Source organism: Candidatus Colwellia aromaticivorans, from assembly GCF_003333305.1.
Lineage (GTDB): Bacteria > Pseudomonadota > Gammaproteobacteria > Enterobacterales > Alteromonadaceae > Colwellia > Colwellia aromaticivorans.
Window position 1 is genome coordinate 37678 of sequence record NZ_QOLD01000081.1, and the last position, 18305, is coordinate 55982.

Consider the following 18305-nt stretch of genomic DNA (forward strand, 5'->3'; position numbering starts at 1 on the left):
AAACGGCTAACACTAGTCAGCCGTTTAACGTTGATAGCCGTTATCTACGGCCTTCTCGTCTTAGTGCTGATGGTGTGAAGTTTTTTTGCTTCAACTGCGCAGAGAAATCATACATTTTTTCTTCGTTATCTAAGCCTAATGCAATGTAACGACGTGATTGTAAGTCATGAAAAACATCTAACGTAGACCAAAGCGTCGGTACTTCATAATAATTAATCGTATGTGAAATACCTACACGATATAATTCATCACGGTTATCGTAAATATCGGTAATCGCTACTTGCCAGCTATCTTCGTCTATATAGAAAACACGTTTTTTATATATATGGCGAGTATCTTCTTTTAGACTTGCTTCAACAACCCAAACTCTATGCTTTTCGTAACGCACAAGTTCGGGGTTAACATGGCCAGGTTGTAATATTTCACTATATTTCACTTTGTCACTATGTAAACGATAATCATTATAAGGAATAAGTAATTCTTGTTTCCCTTTCAATTCCCAGTTATAACGGTTTGGCGCACCATTATACATATCGAAATCATCTGTAGTTCTTAAACCATCAGATGCTGTTCCAGGTGCATCATAAGCAACATTAGGCGCACGACGAACACGGCGCTGTCCCGTATTATATGTCCATGCTTGACGTGGTGTTTTAATTTGGTCCATAGTTTCATGAACTAATAAAGCCGTACCTGCTAGCCGAGCTGGCTCGGTTACGTTTTGTTTAAACTTAAATAAAATATTTGTTTTTTCAAGTTCTGTTGGTGATGCACCTTTAACATTATAAGGCAATAATAACGATTCTCTCAGGCCTACCAGTGTATAACCACCTGAAGCAGTTGGTGCGGCTTGGCCACCTTGTCGTGTAACACTTTCGCCACGATAGCGTAAAGTATGATTCCAAATAGCTTCTAAACCATTCGCTGGTATAGGAAAAGGAATGCCAACCGCGGCTCCTTTAATACCATTGCCCTCTTTAACTAATTCTGAACGTGTAGCGTTTGTATTTACCGCTTGATAAACATGTTCAGGGTAAGAAGCGCTACGGTGCGTTTGATAAATATTCATCTTAAACGTTTCAGGATAAGTATCAAATAACTTAACTTGCCCTGGCGTTAGTAAATCTTTATGGTTTTCTAAGTTTTTAGCGGTTATCGTATATTGAATCTTGTCATTAGGATAAGGGTCTACATGATGTTCGCCAACATTATACCCTTCAGGAGCCTTGGTAATACCGCCTGTCCACTCAGGGATAGAGCCATCTTTATTGGCCGATTGAACGGCACCCATAGGGGTTAATTCTTTGCCTAGTTTATTAGCTTCATCCATTGATATTTTTGCCGATACTCCACTGGAAGCAAGGGCAACCGATATTGCTAATAATAATGAATTATTGTTCATATGAATTTTCATACTTGTTGCCTTTTCTTAGATTGAATATTTAATACTGAAAGATACATAGTCGTGGTCTTCCATCTTGTTAGTCGTGCCAACACCACCGAAGAAACTGTTATAGTTTAAATCTGCAGACCAACGACTTTGATAATCAAAGGTTAATCCTAGGGACGTTGACTTTCTGCCTTCAATAAACATAAATAATGGATCGGGCGTAATACCTTTAACATCGTGGGCAAAGACTACACGTGGCGCTATATTGATACCGGCAATAACGTTAGTGTATTCAAATTTAGCTATTGCACGATAACCCCAAGCGAACTCAGTTGGGAATGGGTTAGACTCAACACCGTCTTGTATTATTCCTTCTAAAATAGGGCCAATAGGACCCGCAATACCACCATTACGCGCAGTACCAGGACCATTTAAACGTAATACACTTTGCTCAGGCATATCATTAATATTGATACCACCTATTTCAATAAGCCCGACCAATTGACTGGCACCAAAAGTAGGACCAAACAAATGCGTTAATGTCATTTGTGCTTGTAATGTATCTGATAATATATAACCCGTTGCAGTTTCGCCTGAGCCATAAGGCGAACCGTCAACTTTAACCACTTGAGAAATACCATCTAAAATACCTGTACCTGGAATACCAGCATTAGCTAATTGCTGAGGTACGGAGGCAAAAAGCAATTCAACATCATCAATTTGCAAAGGTTCATCTTGTCGATAACTCACTTCGCCTGAGAATGCTGTTGTGCCTATTGTGGTGTTAAAGCTCATCGCGTACATTTTAATGTCTTCGACATAATCAATCTCAACACGAGAGAAGCTATTTAAATCAGAATAGTTATCTTCAGTAATTTCATTTCCTGCTAGTGCCTGCCCTACTATATAACCTACATCACCTTCTAGTGATGCCATACTAAAGTCTGCAGTAATACCTGTGAAGATTGGGCGACGACTATGATAATTCACATGATACAAGCTTATCTCTGTATCATTTAGTTCAGGTAAGAACCAAGATAAACGTAAACCATATTGGCCACCATCATCAGGTTCATTTTCAGCTTTAGAGCCAGGAGCTCTTAAGGTGATATTTTGAACATAAGTAGCATACATTTTCCCTGCATCCTCAGGAGATACTTGCCCGGCCAGAACAGCATCACCAATTTCATTTAGACCAGCAATTAGATAATCTAAATTCATATCAGGATTGCCGCCAAAGCCAAGTTGAACATTATTATATTGGCCGCCGTCACCGGCAAAATCGTTGGTAGAAAAATAACTACCTGGTGGAGGTAAAATAGTTTTTTCCCAACTGTATTGATAGAACATTTCCACGTTAAAATTATCCGTAACACCTAAAGACGCCCATAAGGCCCCAAAAGGTATAAAGGCTTCTTTTACTTCAGCGCCTGGCGCACGTAAACGGGCAACATCAACAGGGTTTATCTCACTAATACCATGAGAAATTAAAGTACTTTCACCCCAGCTAATGACTTGATCACCAAGGCGTACTGAGAAAGGCATTTCGCCGATTTCAAAATCACCATAAACATAGGCATCGAGTAAGCGGATATCTTTACAGACTTGCTCTCTCGCTTCACCATCTCTACATGGATCAAATACATTACCAGTAAGCGCATTAGATGAATCTCTATCTTCGTCCATCATTGCGTAATCATAAAAGTACATACCACGAACAAATACACCAACATTTTGATATTGGATATCTAACTCATGAACACCTTTAAATATCTTAGAGAAGCTTTCGTCCGAATCGTAGTTTAAATTGCCATTATCACCATTGGTAGAGTAACTTCCTGCACCATTCCAGACATCGTCTTTAACAGGGTTTGGTGCGTAGACTTTATAATTACTAAAATCTAAGCCACTATTGGCATTGTTAGACTTACCTATATTGTCATTCCAGTTGCGGCTTTCGGTTCGTATACTCGTTCCCAAACTAAAAGTAGAATCAAAGCTGACTTCGACATCACCAAATTCCCACCTTGCAGCTTGAGCATTATTAATACTTGCACCTAATAATGTCATTGAAAGTGCTGCGGCAATACCAGCAGCTAAAGGTTTTTTAGAAAACCTGCGATGGCTATATTTCATTAATTTTCCCCTGTAGCGAATCAAGAAACCTAAAAATAATATTATATTCTTGCTAATAAACTTAATTATTAAAGCAGTATTTTATGGCTTGGCTTAACATCGTTATTTGTTTTTATATCTATTTACTTCAAATGTAATTGTTAGTACACAAGTAGAAGTTAAGCAATAATTGCATCATTTAAACTCGGTAGCAAGCGTAAAAATCAATAGTTAAATCGCTGTATTTTAAAGATTTGCAATTAATACTTTAACAGTAACCAACGCGCGTTTAAAACAACCGTTTTAAACGCGGTTATGTAAACTGATTTTTTTGAATTAAGTTAATAAAATAAGGGTTTTTTCATGAATTACTTTTCATTATTAAACTCACGGATGGTCTGACCACTGTTTAAAGCTATTACTCTACTACTGATAAAAAAAGAATAATATTTATAATTTAATTAGTGATAAAAATTTATTATTTTGTGTTTCTAAACAAAAATTGCCATAAACACCATCATTTGTTAAGTGGCTTCGAAGGTGCATGGCGGGAAATTGGACAGTAGTTCCAAGGTTGGTTTTCACCACAATGGAATAAATTTGGCCTCGGTAATAAGGCAAAAATTCATTTTTTGATATATTTAAAGAAAAATAATACTTCATATTCTCAAGTCGAAAAGAGTCATTTTAAGCCAGGATTCAGATGAACCTGAACTTTGACTTATTTAATAAGATAACTATCGATACGTACAATAAAAAGCATCGGGCGTGTTAATTTGTTAAGAAGCCAACGCAGCATCCAGTTTCTCTTTTAAATCATTAGATAAATTAGGCAAAGCCTGTAAACGAACGAGTTGCGTCTGCATCAATTGTTTATGTGGCTGGGCAAAGCTATTAAATTGGATCAATGGCGAAATTAATCTTGAAGCTACTTGCGGGTTGATAGTATTTAATTCCGCTATATTGTCTGCTAAAAATTGATAACCCTCACCTGTTGGACTATGAAAATATTTGGGATTATTCATGGCAAAAGCGCCAATTAACGATCTAGCGCGATTAGGATTCTTAAGACTAAATAACTCATGTTTAATTAGTTTATTTAATTGCTCAAAAATGTCATCACTTCGTACACTAGCCCCTAATGAAAACCATTTATCCATAACTAATGACGTTGTCTGCCATTGTTGTTCAAATTTTTGCATGTATAAAGGAAGTTTAACAAGGTTATATCTAGCTGAAAAATTTAATGCCGCAAGTGAGTCTGTCATATTGTCAGATGACTCAAATTGTTGATCAACTAATATAGCGTGTTGCTCTATTGCGGCTAAATAAAACAAACAAGTATTCTTTAATGCTTTATTCGAGATTATGTCTGCGTCACAAATATTAGTTAGTTCTAACGCTAATGAACAAGCTTTAAACTTACTTAATAAAGCTTGCTCTAAACCTTGTGCTAAACATAGTGTAAGGGTGTTAATGGCGTTAACTAAGCTTATAGGATCAACTTGTTCGATTAAATCTGCTGCTTCATCAAAACTTGGTAAGGCTAGTTGCTCAGCTATAAATGCAGGATCATCATTAGCGCTTAGAATACCCGTAAAACAAATTATTAGCTGTTCAGGAATTTCAAAAGAAGGATTCAATGTCAGTTCTTTTATCGTTGACATTAACAACTTTTGCCCAGCATCCCATCGACAAAAGCTATTATTAGCGTTCGATATTATTGTAAATAAGCTTTCATCATCTTGAACAAAGTTAACTTTCACTGGTGCACTAAAATCTGCTAACAAGGCTAAGGTTGGCTTAGCCCTAAGTCCTGAAAAAGTCCATGATTGCTCTTGCGCTTTTAATTCAATTAAATGTTCTTGAATGCTAGTATCTTCATTATCATTATTAACAATCAATTCAAGCTTTATGGGTATATGTAATGCATTAGGACTTGGTTGTTTGGTCGTGATAGGTGATTGCTGTGCTAATGTTATGTGATACTCATTTTTTACTGCATCAAAACTTTCGCTAACACGTACCGCTGGCGTACCTGATTGGCTATACCATAACTTGAATTGCCTTAAATCTTTATTCGAAGCATCACTCATGGCATCGATAAAGTCATCACAAGTTACCGCCATGCCATCAAAACGCTTAAAGTAGAGATCCATGCCCGATCTAAAGTTATCTTTACCCAATAAGGTATGTAGCATACGAATAACTTCAGCGCCTTTCTCATACACAGTTAAGGTATAGAAATTATTCATTTCTAAAACTTTTTCTGGTCGAATAGGATGCGCCATTGGGCCTGCGTCTTCAGCAAATTGCAGTGAACGTAATACCCGAACATTTTGAATTCGTGTAACCGAACTTGAATGCATGTCTGCACTAAATTGTTGATCTCGAAAAACAGTTAAGCCTTCTTTTAAACTGAGTTGAAACCAATCTCGACAAGTGACTCTATTACCCGTCCAATTATGAAAGTACTCATGAGCAATAACTGCTTCAATATTAAAATAATCCGTGTCTGTTGCAGATAACTTATCTGCTAAAACATATTTACTGTTAAAAACGTTTAAGCCTTTATTTTCCATCGCACCCATGTTGAAAAAATCAACAGCAACAATCATATAAATATTTAAGTCATATTCCAGTCCAAAGGTTTGTTCATCCCATGTCATTGATTTTTTTAACGACACCATGGCATGTTCAGCCTTATGTAAATTGCCTTTATCAACAAAAATCTCTAAAGCAACCTCTTTACCTGAGCACGTGGTAAATGTATCAGCTAATAAATCAAAGTCTCCAGCAACTAAAGCAAATAGGTAGCATGGTTTTGGGAAGGGATCATACCAGGTTGAAAAATGTTTGTTGTCGGCTAATTCACCATGATCAATTTTATTGCCATTCGATAAAAGAGAAGGATACAGAGTCTTGTCGCCAATCACTGTAGTTGTGAAGATGGCCATTACGTCAGGTCTATCTAAGTAATAGCTAATACGGCGAAAACCTTCAGATTCACACTGACTGCAAAAAGCCCCTCCGGATTTAAATAACCCTTCAAGTGAGGTGTTATCTACAGGATTTATTTCAGTAATAATTATCAGCTTAAAGTTCTGTTTATCTGTTGTAATAATGAGGCTGTTTTCTAATTGTTGGTATTGATCTGTTGATAATAGTTCGTTATCAATTGACACCGATACCAAAGTTAGTTTCTCACCATCTAAAATCAGGTTTTCTTTATGCTCCCCTCGCCTATTAATGATTAATTCGTTAATAACCTGAGTATTGGTATCATCTAATTCTATCGTTAGATTAACCGTTTCAATGGTGAAATTTGCAGGGCTGTAATCAGCTAAAAATCGAGCAGTTGAGCGAGTCATAAATCATCCTGAAAAAATAGCCTGCGATGCAGGCTAAAATAAAATTAAGTTGTCGTTGCTAATTTTTTAATCTTAAAGCCAATAAAGCCATAAACAACGGCTAATACTGGGTTAATTAAGTTAAAGAAACTATAAAATATATAATCAAGCGGGTTCACTAATAACACGCTATACATATATGCGCCACAAGTGTTCCACGGAATAAGTGGTGACGTTATTGTTCCTGAATCTTCTAGTGTACGGCTTAGTACGAGAGGATGTAATCCACGTCGTTGATATTCCTCTTTATACATGCGTCCAGGCATCACAATAGCCATATATTGATCAGCGGTAATTAAGTTTGTACCTATACATGTTGCTACAGTACTTGCAATTAAACTGCCGGTAGATTTTGCCGTTGCAAGAATCGCACTAACAAATTTACGTAACATACCCAAATATTCTAATACAGAGCCAAAGCTTAAAGCACACATAATTAACCAAATTGTGTTGAGCATTTTCGACATACCACCACCACTTAATAACTTGTCTAATTCTGCATTTCCTGTAGCAATACTGACACCATCAAAAAAAGCTGTCCACACTACTTTTATATTAGCGGTTAGAACGCCTGTATTCTCATTGGCTAATCGTAAAATCAACTCCTGTTGAAAGAAAACCGCCCATAAACCTCCCATTAACGCGCCAATAGCAACAGCAGGAAATGCAGGTACTTTTTTTATTGCTAAAAATAATAATACGACTAATGGTATTAAATTCAATAGACTAATATTAAATTGCTGTTCTAGTTGATTACTCAAATCTATAATAGACGTCGTTGATGCTGTGGTTTCTTCACTAAAACCTAAAATTAAAAATAAAATAATAGCAGTTGAAATAGAAGGTACTGTTGTCCAAAACATATAACGTATATGAGAGAATAATTCACTTCCTGCTATAGCTGGCGCTAAATTGGTGGTTTCAGATAGCGGTGATATTTTATCACCAAAATACGCACCAGAAATGACAGCACCTGCGGTAATTGCTGGATCTAATGATAATCCTTGCGCAATGCCAATTAATGCCACACCAATCGTTGCTGCCGTGGTCCAAGAGCTACCAATGCTTAAGGCAACAATGCTACAAATAATACAGGCTGCAGCATAGAACCAACTGGGATCGAGTATTTGTAAACCATAATAAATCATCGTGGGCACTGTACCCGATAACAACCAAGTACCAATAAGCGATCCAACCGCGAGTAAAATAAGCACTGCGCCAAGTGATAAAGAAATACCACTTATAATAGCTTTCTCAATATCATGCCACTTATTACCATTTTTAATGCCGATAATCACCGCAATACCCATAGCAATTAACAATGCTATTTGATTAGGTCCATATGATGAGTCATTACCAAAGTAGACTACCGCTATAGCTAATAATGCGACTAAAGATATAACGGGAATAAAAGCATCTAACATGCTCGGTTCTTTAGAGTTAGTTTGCTCAAGTGGTTGCTTTGACATAATTTTAAATTAACCTTTTATTATTATTTTACATGCCTATGTAGATGGCTCAGGATCGTCATCCCCGTGATTTCTTAATCGGGGATCTAGTGTATTAAGCGTAATAGATCTTCGATCAGATACTTCGAAGATGACGTATGCAGTTACATCCTGAGTTATGTGCATAGGCATGTTATTTTATGTTACTTTGCATATTTATGAGTTTATATAAATAAAAACACTGTAGTTAAGATACAAGAAAGCCGCCCTATAGGCGGCTTTCTCACACAATTTTTATTATTTTTTAGCTATCTTACCTAAACTAATTAAATCAAAAGTAATACGTGCTGTTTCATCTAAAAATGGATCTAATTCATCTAATTCATCAGGTAAATCATCAAGCGAGATTATTCTCTCTTTACCCATATCGACAAGACGTTCATTAGCACGAATAAGTTGTTTTTCCTTACGCGCTTCCCGTTTAGCTTTGCGTGTTTCTAGGTTAAGAGAAATAGTTTTATCGTCTTTTTCAGCTTTATACTTTTCAATATCAGTGAGTAAATAATTAAATTCACTGTTACCTTTAATACGTTGTTGGTATAGCGAAGTTAAATAACTAACATCAGTTTTAATATCATTAAGCTTAGTGTATTGCGCTTTATCTATCTGATCCCAAGGTAATGCATTTTCCTCTTTACTTTCACCCCAATCTTTAGGGTCTATACCAGAAGGAAAGGAAATATCAGGTAATACACCTCTATGTTGAGTGCTGCCGCCGTTAATACGATAAAACTTAGCGATAGTATACTGAATACTACCTAATGGGTTCTCGTATAAATCATATACTCTACCCAAACCTCTATGTTGTTGCACAGTACCTTTGCCAAAAGTATGCTCACCAACAATGACACCTCGTCCATAATCTTGTATCGCTGCAGCAAAAATTTCTGATGCTGAAGCGCTGTATCTATCAACCATAACCGTTAAAGGGCCATCATAATAACTAATGCCATCTTTATCACGGAGAACATCAACTCGATTGGCACCATTTCTAATTTGTACTACAGGGCCTTTATCGATAAACAAACCCGTTAATAGTGTGGCTTCAGGTAACGAGCCTCCACCATTACTACGCAGATCGATAATAATTCCCTGCACTTCTTGTTCTTTTAGCTTTGCTATTTCTTTTTTTACATCTCGAGATAAATTATTATAAAAACTTGGAATGGTAATTATCCCCAATTTTTTACCTTGGCTATTTCTTTCATCAGAGCCATCATCTATACCGACACCTTCAAAATATACTTCAGACTTAGCAGCTTTGTTTTCTAATTTAATTTTATCTCGAACGATGGTGACTATTTTAACATTTGAGATATCTTCAGACTTTCCTGAGATTACCTGTAGTCTAACTGTTGTTCCTTTAGGGCCTTTAATTTTATCAACAACATCATCTAATCGCCAACCGATAATATCTTCAAAATCTTTTTCACCTTGAGCAACACCGACAATACGATCTTTTGCCTTTAATTGTTTCGATTGATCAGCCGGTCCACCACTAATGACACTTTGAATGACCGTATAATCTTCTTCTGCACGTAATACCGCACCAATACCTTCAAGCGATAAATTCATCTCCATTTGAAAACGCTCTGCATTACGAGGAGATAAGTAAGAGGTATGAGGTTCCACTACACGAGCAAAGCTGTTCATTACTAATTGAAAAACATCTTCGCTTTCACTTTGCTTTAAACGCTTAATTGCGTATTTATAACGCTTTATTAGTACTTCTTTAATTTTAGGCCATTCTTTACCTGTTAACGTTAAATTTAAGGCGTCAGACTTTACTTTTATACGCCATAATTCATTTAATTCAGCGACAGACTCTGCCCAAGCAGCATCTTCACGATCATAAGAATAAACTTCATCTTGGGTATAAATAAATGGTGATTGTTGGGCTCTTTGATCAGAAGAATCTTCAGTTCCTAATAAACTAAGCGCATATTCATAACGCTCTAAACGACGCTGCATATTTAAATTATAAATATCGTAAGCAAAATCGAGTCTACCACGGGCAAAAGCATCATCAAAATCTACACTATATTTTTCAAAACTAGTGATATCTTTGGCTAAAAAAACATGTCGAGAATAATCTAACTGTTTAATAAATCGTTCAAAAACTTCTTCGGATAATGCATCACTAATTTTAACTTTTTTATAGTGACCACGAGTAAACCTAGCGGTTATACGCTTACTTGCCGTAGCATGCTGACTTTCCGGTGCTAAAATAGGCAGTTCTAGATCTTTACTTTCATCAATAAATGCTAAAGCACTTATACTACCTATTGAGAAACTTACCGATATTGAAACGGCAAGTGCTATACGACAAAGTTTTTGCATACATACTTCTCCAAACTGTTTTCTTAACACAACTGAGTTTTAACAGGTAAATTTATGAATATATGTTCTTCATTTGTGTTTTTATAATCATGCCTGAGTCTAACTGAACACTAATGTCTTTACCTGAAATTTCAGTAATGGTTGCATTCATAGGTGAATTACCTAACTGAACTTTAACCTTACATCCTACAGTTATTGTAGCTGATTCTACAGGTTTCAATGGCGGTAACTCTTTTTTTACTGCTTTACCTTTGGTTGATTTGACTGATTTATACTTAGCCGGATCAACTTTTATTTCTGTAGAGGTCTTGCTAGCACTGTCTTTAGACTTAGAGCCTTTATAAGGCTTCTTTGTTCCATTATCAGGTACTTTTTTATTCGCAGAAGAATTGTTACCAAATTTTTCTTGGCTTTCTTTTAACGTTTTACTAGCATAGTTAGCTTGCTCTTCATCAATCTTAGCAACATCTTTACCGTCTATATCAACACGGAATGTACCTACTTTGATTGCTTTAAGATAACGCCAACTGCTGGTGTAATGTCTTAATGCTTGACGCAAACGGGTTTTACTAACCGTTTCATCATCGCTAAGTTTTTCGGATAAATCTTGAAAGATCCCCACTTTTAATGGCTTTACTTGGCCTTTAACTGAAAAGCATTCAGGAAACTTCTCGGTTAAGTAGGTAATAATGTCTTTAGTGCTTATTCGTTTAATTTCAGTTTCCATAAATACAACTTTTATACAGTTTTAGTTAAATAGGTTAGGGGCTGTTGATATTTCGCTGTTAAATTTTGTTCGAGATAAAAGCGTTTTAATCGCGGCGAGTAGTGTGTAGCCTAGTCACTCTAAGCAAATACTACTCAACAAAGAGTAAAACACTTTTAGCCGAATCCTTCGGACAGCGTTTGTTGGTCGTTTTTACGGCGTTATCGCCTTTTTATGTGGAACAACCACATGACAAAGGCTCTGCCTTGTATAAACACCCAACAAATAGCTGCAAAAACAATATCAAAAGATCAACAGGCCCTAAATTAATAATCTTCTCGTTGAAGGTGTTGCTCTCGATTATCAAGAACGTGTTTACACCACTCATAAATATCTGCAGATTCTAAATCAGGTAATACTTCTTGCCCAATCCAGGTATCCCAAATTAAAGCTAATAACTGCTCTAATATTTCAGTTTCTATATCTTCTTCCGCTAAGTCATACAGAGTATGGTAAATTTCATTCACAATCTCAGCGACAACTTCTTCTTGACCATCCCAATCACCGACAACAGCTTCGGAGACTAAATAATCATGTATTACAACAAATTCTTTCATATTAACTGACTCTTTTTAAATATTGCTTCCTGGCAGTTAAACTTTTCTCAAACATTTGTACAATCAATTCTAAGCCTGTTTAAACAATTTGGTTAAAACGTTCAAAAGCCGTACTATCAAGCTATTGTATCACCCTTAAGTTGAACAGGAATAACAATTTCTGAGTTACTAGAGGCATCACAAGCAATATGCCCATCAAATTGATGAACATCATCAATACGTTGAGTTGTTATTGTTTGAGCTGCAGTGCCGCAAACGCCAGCGCCAGCACCAAGAGGTATACGAATACAAACGACATTACCTTGAAAAGGACCAAGAACAAGTTCTTTGTCTATTACTCGATAAAAACCAACCCTATTTACCTGTACTAAAACATTAAAGAGCAAAGCCGAGATGTTTTCCATATTGGTAATAGGGTATGTTTTATCTGATATTAGTACTTTAGTTTGCGCTAATAAATCTCGATAAAACTCAATTTTTTTTGTCAATTATAAAAGCCATGAAAAGATGTTTGCTAAAAACGCATAACATACCTTGAAAGCTGTTTAAATTAAAGCTTTTATCTAGACAAAGTATCTATTTTTGCCCTTTACTTACTCTTGAATAGAAAATTTAACCAATACACTAGCGTTAATGACTTGATTACCAACTTGAGAGTTATGATTAGGGGTTACTTCAGCAGACATCATTGCTGAACTCATGCGAGGTCGATAATAATTGCTACTGAGCTCTTTAACATAGAGTAATTTACCTAAAGCAACGTTTGAGTGACTTGCTATTTGAATCGCTTTCTTCTTGGCATTATTGATTGCTTGAACTAGCGCTTGTTGATAATGCTTTTCCGTATCTTCGACTGACATAGCTAAAGGGGAAATATGACTAACACCTAATTTAATAATATTATTTAGAAATTGGTCATAATCTTTAATACTTGAAAAGTTTATGCTAATAGTTCGTCTTAACTCAAAATATTTTGGTTTAATATTATTTTGATTATTAACAGCGTTAGCCCCAACATATACTTTACTGTGTTGATTATTTGGAAAGGAACTATTCCCTACTCTTTGACTAACTTCTACACCTTCAACTGTAATTGACGGTTTTTCTTCGACTACTCTTAAAGTAACCCTAGCAGAGTTGATCTCGTGATTTTTAATGCCAAGACTTTTTGCGACTTGCACTACTTGGTTACTTTTATGATCAACAACCGCTCTTATTTTATCAGTGTGTCGACCACGCTCAACAATCGATATCGATAATGAAAAACGATCCGGTACAGCTAAAACACTTGCTTGTCCCTTAACTTCTATATTAGGAGTTTCACCATTATAAGCCATACTACTACCACTTAAAATCAATGTGATAATAGCTAATGTACTAATAAAATAAGACATTAAAAACTTAGTCATAGATAACTCCTAAAAATTTATTTATTAATTTTCCTTAGTAAATTGCTTAAAACGTTGTTTTTCATCATTAGAAGCATTTTGCCACCAGTACTTTAACATCGCTAAAGAGTTAACTTGTATCAAGGTACTTGCTTGTTTTTCTGACATGACAATTGGGGCTGTTGATGGAGCACTTTTCGTTTGAATAGTTTGCTTTGTAGCGAGTGCACTAACAGCTATATCAACTTGCTTAGCTAATTTATAATCAGAGACTTTTTCTAATGTTAAATTAAGTTGATTATCATGACCATCTGTTAGTCTCAATTCCGGTGACTTTTTAAAGTTTTCAGCAGCCGCTAAATCCTTTATTGTAATAGTGCTTAGTTTAAGCTGACTCTGGTCAGTAATAGTAAATTTAACAACAAATTCTTGTGATTCAACCCTTCTCTCTTCAGCAAACTCTAGGTCTTCAAAAACGTCTTTATATCGTACTATTAACGCATTATTACCTTGGTTAAGTTCGAAAGAAGATTTATTATCTAAAAATCCATTATCTACAGTTTTATCATTTACTTCACTGACGACTAAATTATCAGACACATTAACGGTTACAGCAAAAACCTGCATGGAAATAGTGCTTAGTGAGCCACAAATGAATAGTGCAGTCAGAGTTGGTATATTAAAAAACCTAGCCAAAATAAAAATCCTTAAAAATATGTTCATTAGAATAGTCTCTTTATAAACTGACTAGGCTGTAAATCAAAGTAAAATAATCAAAAGTAGGTAAAATATAGCCTAAAGTACTAATATTTCTTTTCTCAAGTTGAAAATCTAACCGTTAAAAACAATCACCAGGAATTTTCACCCAGCCTTCCATCAGCACTCTAGCACTACGACTCATACTCACTTTTTTCACCGTCCAGTTGCCATCAATACACTCAGCTTGTGCGCCAACTTTTAGTGTACCTGATGGATGACCGAAAGTTACTGAACTTCCCTCACCTGAGTCTGCGGCCAAATTTGCAGCAAGGGCAACCAGTGTGCCAGGAATAGCTGCAGCAGTACCTATAGCAACAGCAGCAGTTCCCATCATGGCATGGTGTAACTTACCCATAGAGAGAGCACGCACATGTAAATCAATATCAGTAGCAGCAATGTTTTTACCGCTTGAAGATGTATAAGCTTGCGCTGGTGCAACAAACGCTACTTTAGGGGTATGTTGACGAGAAGCAGCTTCAGAAATATCACTAATTAAGCCCATTTTCATAGCGCCATAAGCACGAATTGTTTCAAAGCGTGTTAATGCTTTTTCATCACCATTAATTGCCTCTTGAAGTTCGGTACCTGTATACCCTATTTCGTCGGCATTTAAGAAGATGGTTGGAATACCTGCTGTTATCATAGTTGCTTTAAACGTGCCAATATCAGGCACAACAAGATCATCAACTAAATTGCCTGTAGGGAACATCGCTTCGCTTGGATCCACGGGTGCAACAAAATCAACTTGCACTTCAGCCGCAGGAAAAGTTACCCCGTCAAGTTCAAAATCACCCGTTTCTTGTACTTCACCTTGAGTAATTGGTACATGAGCAATAATTGTTTTGCTGATATTTTTTTGCCAAATTCGCACTTCGCAAATACCGTTTTCAGGTATTCTATCGGCACTAACTAAACCAGAACTAATAGCAAAAGAGCCTACCGCAGCGGTAAGATTGCCGCAGTTACCACTCCAATCAACAAACGCTTTATCAATAGCTACTTGTCCAAAAAGATAATCAACATCATGATCGGCTTGTTCTGATTTAGCTAAGATTACTGTTTTACTGGTACTTGACGTTGCTCCGCCCATACCATCGGTTTGTTTACCATATGGATCAGGACTACCAATTACGCGCAATAACATATTGTCGCGAGATTCACCGGGAACCTGACAACGTTCTGGCAAATCGGTTAAATTAAAAAATACACCTTTAGATGTACCACCACGAATGTACGTTGCTGGAATTTTTACTTGAGGTACGAAAGCCATTGCTCTCTCCTTTTATTTTTTCTTACAAAAATGGCACATTATCTTTTAGAACAATGTGCCACTTTAAAATTAAATCAATCAAGTTTGATGTCTAGACGAATTATTTATATTGAGAGCAAGGCGACTGCACGGAGATTGGTAACTAATATTAGCCCCAAAGTGAGTACAGCCAACGCAGCTATCATTAGAAATAAACGTTTAGACATTAGACTTTAAGAAATCGGTGGCAAATTTTTGTAATACCCCGCCGCCATCGTAAACAGAAACTTCTTCCGCTGTATCTAAACGACACTTAACTGGAATTTCTACAACGTCACCATTTTTACGAGTCATCACAACAGTCATAGCTGCGCCTGGTGATGTAGCACCAACGACATCATAAGTTTCGCTACCATCAATATTGTAAGTGTGACGTGTTTCACCATTAGTAAACTCAAGCGGTAGAACGCCCATGCCGACTAAGTTAGTACGGTGAATACGTTCAAAACCTTGTGAAACGATAACTTCAACACCGGCTAAACGAACACCTTTTGCTGCCCAGTCACGTGATGAACCTTGACCGTAATCAGCACCAGCGATGATGATTAATGGCTGTTTGCGATCCATGTAAGTTTCGATAGCTTCCCACATGCGAGACTCAGTTCCTTCAGGCTCTATACGTGCTAGTGAACCTTGTTTAACTTCGCCATTTTCGTCACGACACATTTCATTAAACAATTTCGGGTTAGCGAACGTTGCTCGTTGGGTAGTTTCATGATCGCCACGATGGGTTGCGTATGAATTAAAGTCTTCTACTGGTAAACCCATTTTTTCAAGGTAAGCACCAGATGCACTATTTAACTGAATAGCATTCGATGGTGATAAATGATCGGTTGTGATGTTATCACCTAATACCGCTAAAGGACGCATGCCCTTCATGGTACGAACACCAGCTAAGGCACCTTCCCAATAAGGAGGACGACGGATATAAGTACTCTTAGGATCCCAGTCGTATAACGGGCTTTCAGCAGGTTCAAACGCACCTAAATCGAACATTGGCGTGTAAATTTTCTTGAATTGCTCAGGTTTTACACATGAAGCAACAATTGCATCGATTTCTTCATCTGATGGCCAGATGTCTTTGAGCGTAATATCGTTTCCGTTTTGATCTTGCCCTAAAATATCTTGTTCAATATCAAAACGCATCGTACCTGCAATAGCATAAGCAACAACTAATGGCGGTGACGCTAAGAATGCTTGCTTTGCGTGTGGATGAATACGGCCATCAAAGTTACGGTTACCTGATAATACAGCAGTTGAGTATAAATCGCGGTCGATAATTTCTTGTTGGATTTTAGGATCTAACGCACCCGACATCCCATTACACGTTGTACATGCATAACCGACAATACCGAAACCTAATTTTTCCATTTCAGAAAGAAGGCCTGCTTCTTCTAAATAAAGTTTGGCAACTTTTGAACCCGGAGCAAATGACGATTTAACCCAAGGCTTACGTACTAAACCTAACTCATTTGCGCGTTTAGCCACAAGACCAGCTGCAACAACGTTACGTGGATTAGAGGTGTTAGTACATGACGTAATAGCAGCAATAATTACCGCGCCATCTGGCATTTCGCCATTCGCTTCTTGTGCTTTACACGCATCTAAATTTTTAGCAATGTCCTTTGAGGCTAAATCAGCTGTCGCTAAACGACGATGTGGATTAGAAGGACCCGCTAAGTTACGAGTAACTGTTGATAAATCAAACTCAATAACACGAGGATATTCTGCTTCAACTAAATCATCAGCCCAAAGACCTGTGTGTTTCGCGTAAGTTTCAACTAATGCTACTTGCTCTGGTTCACGACCGGTAATTTTCAAGTAATCAATGGTTTGTTCATCAATATAGAACATACCTGCAGACGCACCATACTCTGGTGTCATATTTGAGATAGTTGCACGGTCACCAATGGTTAGACTTTTAGTGCCTTCACCGAAGAATTCTAAGTAGCTAGAGACTACTTTCTGATTACGTAAAAACTCAGTGATCGCTAATACCATATCGGTAGCGGTAATACCTGGATGACGTTTACCGGTTAACTTAACACCAATAATGTCAGGCAGACGCATCATGGATGGACGTCCCAGCATTACAGTTTCAGCTTCTAGGCCGCCTACACCAATAGCGATAACACCTAATGCATCAATATGTGGCGTATGAGAATCAGTACCAACACAAGTGTCAGGGAAAGCGACACCATCACGTGCTTGAATAACTGGTGACATTTTCTCTAAATTGATTTGGTGCATAATACCGTTGCCGGCAGGAATAACATCAACGTTTTTAAACGCCGTTTTAGTCCATTCAATAAAGTGAAAACGCTGTTCATTGCGACGGTCTTCAATCGAGCGGTTTTTATCAAACGCTTCAGGATCAAAACCAGGCGCTTCTACTGCTAGCGAATGGTCAACAATAAGCTGTGTAGGAACAACGGGATTAACTTTAGCTGGGTCACCACCTTGATCAGCGATAGCGTCACGAAGACCGGCTAAATCAACTAAAGCTGTTTGACCTAAAATATCATGACAAACAACACGAGCAGGATACCAAGGGAAATCTAAGTCTTGTTTGCTTTCAATGATTTGCTTTAACGAATCAGTTAGCATTTCAGGGTCACAACGACGTACTAATTGTTCCGCTAAAACACGTGAAGTGTAAGGTAATTTGGCATAAGCACCTGGGCTTATGTCTTCAATTGCTGATCGGGTATCAAAATAGTCAATATTTGCATTGGGCAAAGGCTTGCGGTAATCGTAATTCAT

Annotated in this window: 14 protein-coding genes; 1 reads left to right on the top strand and 13 read right to left on the bottom strand. The window is 37.0% G+C overall.

What is annotated here, in order from left to right:
• Positions 1–40: 40 nt before the first annotated feature.
• The 7 genes from DWA31_RS13090 to proQ form a co-directional block, all read right to left on the bottom strand.
• Positions 41–1402 carry a DUF1329 domain-containing protein gene (locus DWA31_RS13090; protein WP_114327057.1) on the bottom strand — a complete coding sequence of 454 codons (1362 nt, stop codon included), beginning with the start codon at positions 1400–1402 and terminating at the stop codon, positions 41–43.
• Between the two features lie 27 nt (positions 1403–1429).
• Positions 1430–3526, bottom strand: coding sequence for a DUF1302 domain-containing protein (locus DWA31_RS13095; protein WP_114327025.1), 2097 nt, complete (start codon positions 3524–3526; stop codon positions 1430–1432).
• Between the two features lie 429 nt (positions 3527–3955).
• Complete coding sequence (locus tag DWA31_RS13100) at positions 3956–4168, bottom strand: DUF2835 domain-containing protein (protein ID WP_114327026.1); 213 nt, start codon at positions 4166–4168, stop codon at positions 3956–3958.
• Positions 4169–4284: 116 nt separating this feature from the next.
• On the bottom strand, positions 4285–6876 hold the full coding sequence (pepN, locus tag DWA31_RS13105) for an aminopeptidase N (protein WP_114327027.1): 2592 nt from the start codon (positions 6874–6876) through the stop codon (positions 4285–4287).
• Positions 6877–6920: 44 nt separating this feature from the next.
• A complete protein-coding gene (nhaC, locus tag DWA31_RS13110; protein ID WP_114327028.1) occupies positions 6921–8384 on the bottom strand; it encodes a Na+/H+ antiporter NhaC in 1464 nt (487 codons plus the stop codon).
• 276 nt (positions 8385–8660) lie between these two features.
• Positions 8661–10763, bottom strand: coding sequence for a carboxy terminal-processing peptidase (prc, locus tag DWA31_RS13115; RefSeq protein WP_114327029.1), 2103 nt, complete (start codon positions 10761–10763; stop codon positions 8661–8663).
• 52 nt (positions 10764–10815) lie between these two features.
• Positions 10816–11490, bottom strand: a complete 675-nt coding sequence (gene proQ / locus DWA31_RS13120) for an RNA chaperone ProQ (RefSeq protein WP_114327030.1) — start codon at positions 11488–11490, stop codon at positions 10816–10818.
• Positions 11491–11591: 101 nt separating this feature from the next.
• On the opposite strand from proQ, the gene DWA31_RS17565 reads away from it, so the two are divergent.
• The gene (locus DWA31_RS17565) at positions 11592–11876 is read left to right on the top strand and encodes a hypothetical protein (RefSeq protein ID WP_114327031.1); all 285 of its coding nucleotides are present in this window, start codon (positions 11592–11594) and stop codon (positions 11874–11876) included.
• Here DWA31_RS17565 and DWA31_RS13130 read toward each other — a convergent pair.
• From DWA31_RS13130 to acnD, 6 genes are all read right to left on the bottom strand, one after another.
• Positions 11796–12086 (bottom strand): hypothetical protein, encoded by a 291-nt coding sequence (locus DWA31_RS13130; protein ID WP_114327032.1) that lies wholly within the window; start codon positions 12084–12086, stop codon positions 11796–11798. The genes DWA31_RS17565 and DWA31_RS13130 overlap by 81 nt on opposite strands.
• Positions 12087–12202: 116 nt before the next feature.
• Complete coding sequence (locus DWA31_RS13135) at positions 12203–12574, bottom strand: GAF domain-containing protein (protein WP_425451891.1); 372 nt, start codon at positions 12572–12574, stop codon at positions 12203–12205.
• 105 nt (positions 12575–12679) lie between these two features.
• Entirely contained in the window at positions 12680–13495 is an 816-nt protein-coding gene (locus tag DWA31_RS13140) for an SIMPL domain-containing protein (protein WP_114327033.1), read from the bottom strand.
• 24 nt (positions 13496–13519) lie between these two features.
• A complete protein-coding gene (locus DWA31_RS13145) occupies positions 13520–14197 on the bottom strand; it encodes a DUF2057 family protein (protein WP_114327034.1) in 678 nt (225 codons plus the stop codon).
• A gap of 115 nt (positions 14198–14312) precedes the next feature.
• Positions 14313–15503: a 2-methylaconitate cis-trans isomerase PrpF gene (gene prpF / locus DWA31_RS13150; protein WP_114327035.1), complete on the bottom strand. Its 1191-nt coding sequence runs from the start codon at positions 15501–15503 to the stop codon at positions 14313–14315.
• 198 nt (positions 15504–15701) lie between these two features.
• A complete protein-coding gene (acnD, locus tag DWA31_RS13155; RefSeq protein ID WP_114327036.1) occupies positions 15702–18305 on the bottom strand; it encodes a Fe/S-dependent 2-methylisocitrate dehydratase AcnD in 2604 nt (867 codons plus the stop codon).

Coding starts and splice junctions, on each gene's coding strand:
- DWA31_RS13090 (WP_114327057.1), bottom strand. CDS start 1,402: ATGAACAATAATTCATTATTATTAGCAATATCGGTTGCCCTTGCTTCC.
- DWA31_RS13145 (WP_114327034.1), bottom strand. CDS start 14,197: ATGAACATATTTTTAAGGATTTTTATTTTGGCTAGGTTTTTTAATATA.
- DWA31_RS13130 (WP_114327032.1), bottom strand. CDS start 12,086: ATGAAAGAATTTGTTGTAATACATGATTATTTAGTCTCCGAAGCTGTT.
- DWA31_RS13100 (WP_114327026.1), bottom strand. CDS start 4,168: ATGAAGTATTATTTTTCTTTAAATATATCAAAAAATGAATTTTTGCCT.
- proQ (WP_114327030.1), bottom strand. CDS start 11,490: ATGGAAACTGAAATTAAACGAATAAGCACTAAAGACATTATTACCTAC.
- DWA31_RS13140 (WP_114327033.1), bottom strand. CDS start 13,495: ATGACTAAGTTTTTAATGTCTTATTTTATTAGTACATTAGCTATTATC.
- acnD (WP_114327036.1), bottom strand. CDS start 18,305: ATGAATTACGATTACCGCAAGCCTTTGCCCAATGCAAATATTGACTAT.
- nhaC (WP_114327028.1), bottom strand. CDS start 8,384: ATGTCAAAGCAACCACTTGAGCAAACTAACTCTAAAGAACCGAGCATG.
- pepN (WP_114327027.1), bottom strand. CDS start 6,876: ATGACTCGCTCAACTGCTCGATTTTTAGCTGATTACAGCCCTGCAAAT.
- prpF (WP_114327035.1), bottom strand. CDS start 15,503: ATGGCTTTCGTACCTCAAGTAAAAATTCCAGCAACGTACATTCGTGGT.
- prc (WP_114327029.1), bottom strand. CDS start 10,763: ATGCAAAAACTTTGTCGTATAGCACTTGCCGTTTCAATATCGGTAAGT.
- DWA31_RS13095 (WP_114327025.1), bottom strand. CDS start 3,526: ATGAAATATAGCCATCGCAGGTTTTCTAAAAAACCTTTAGCTGCTGGT.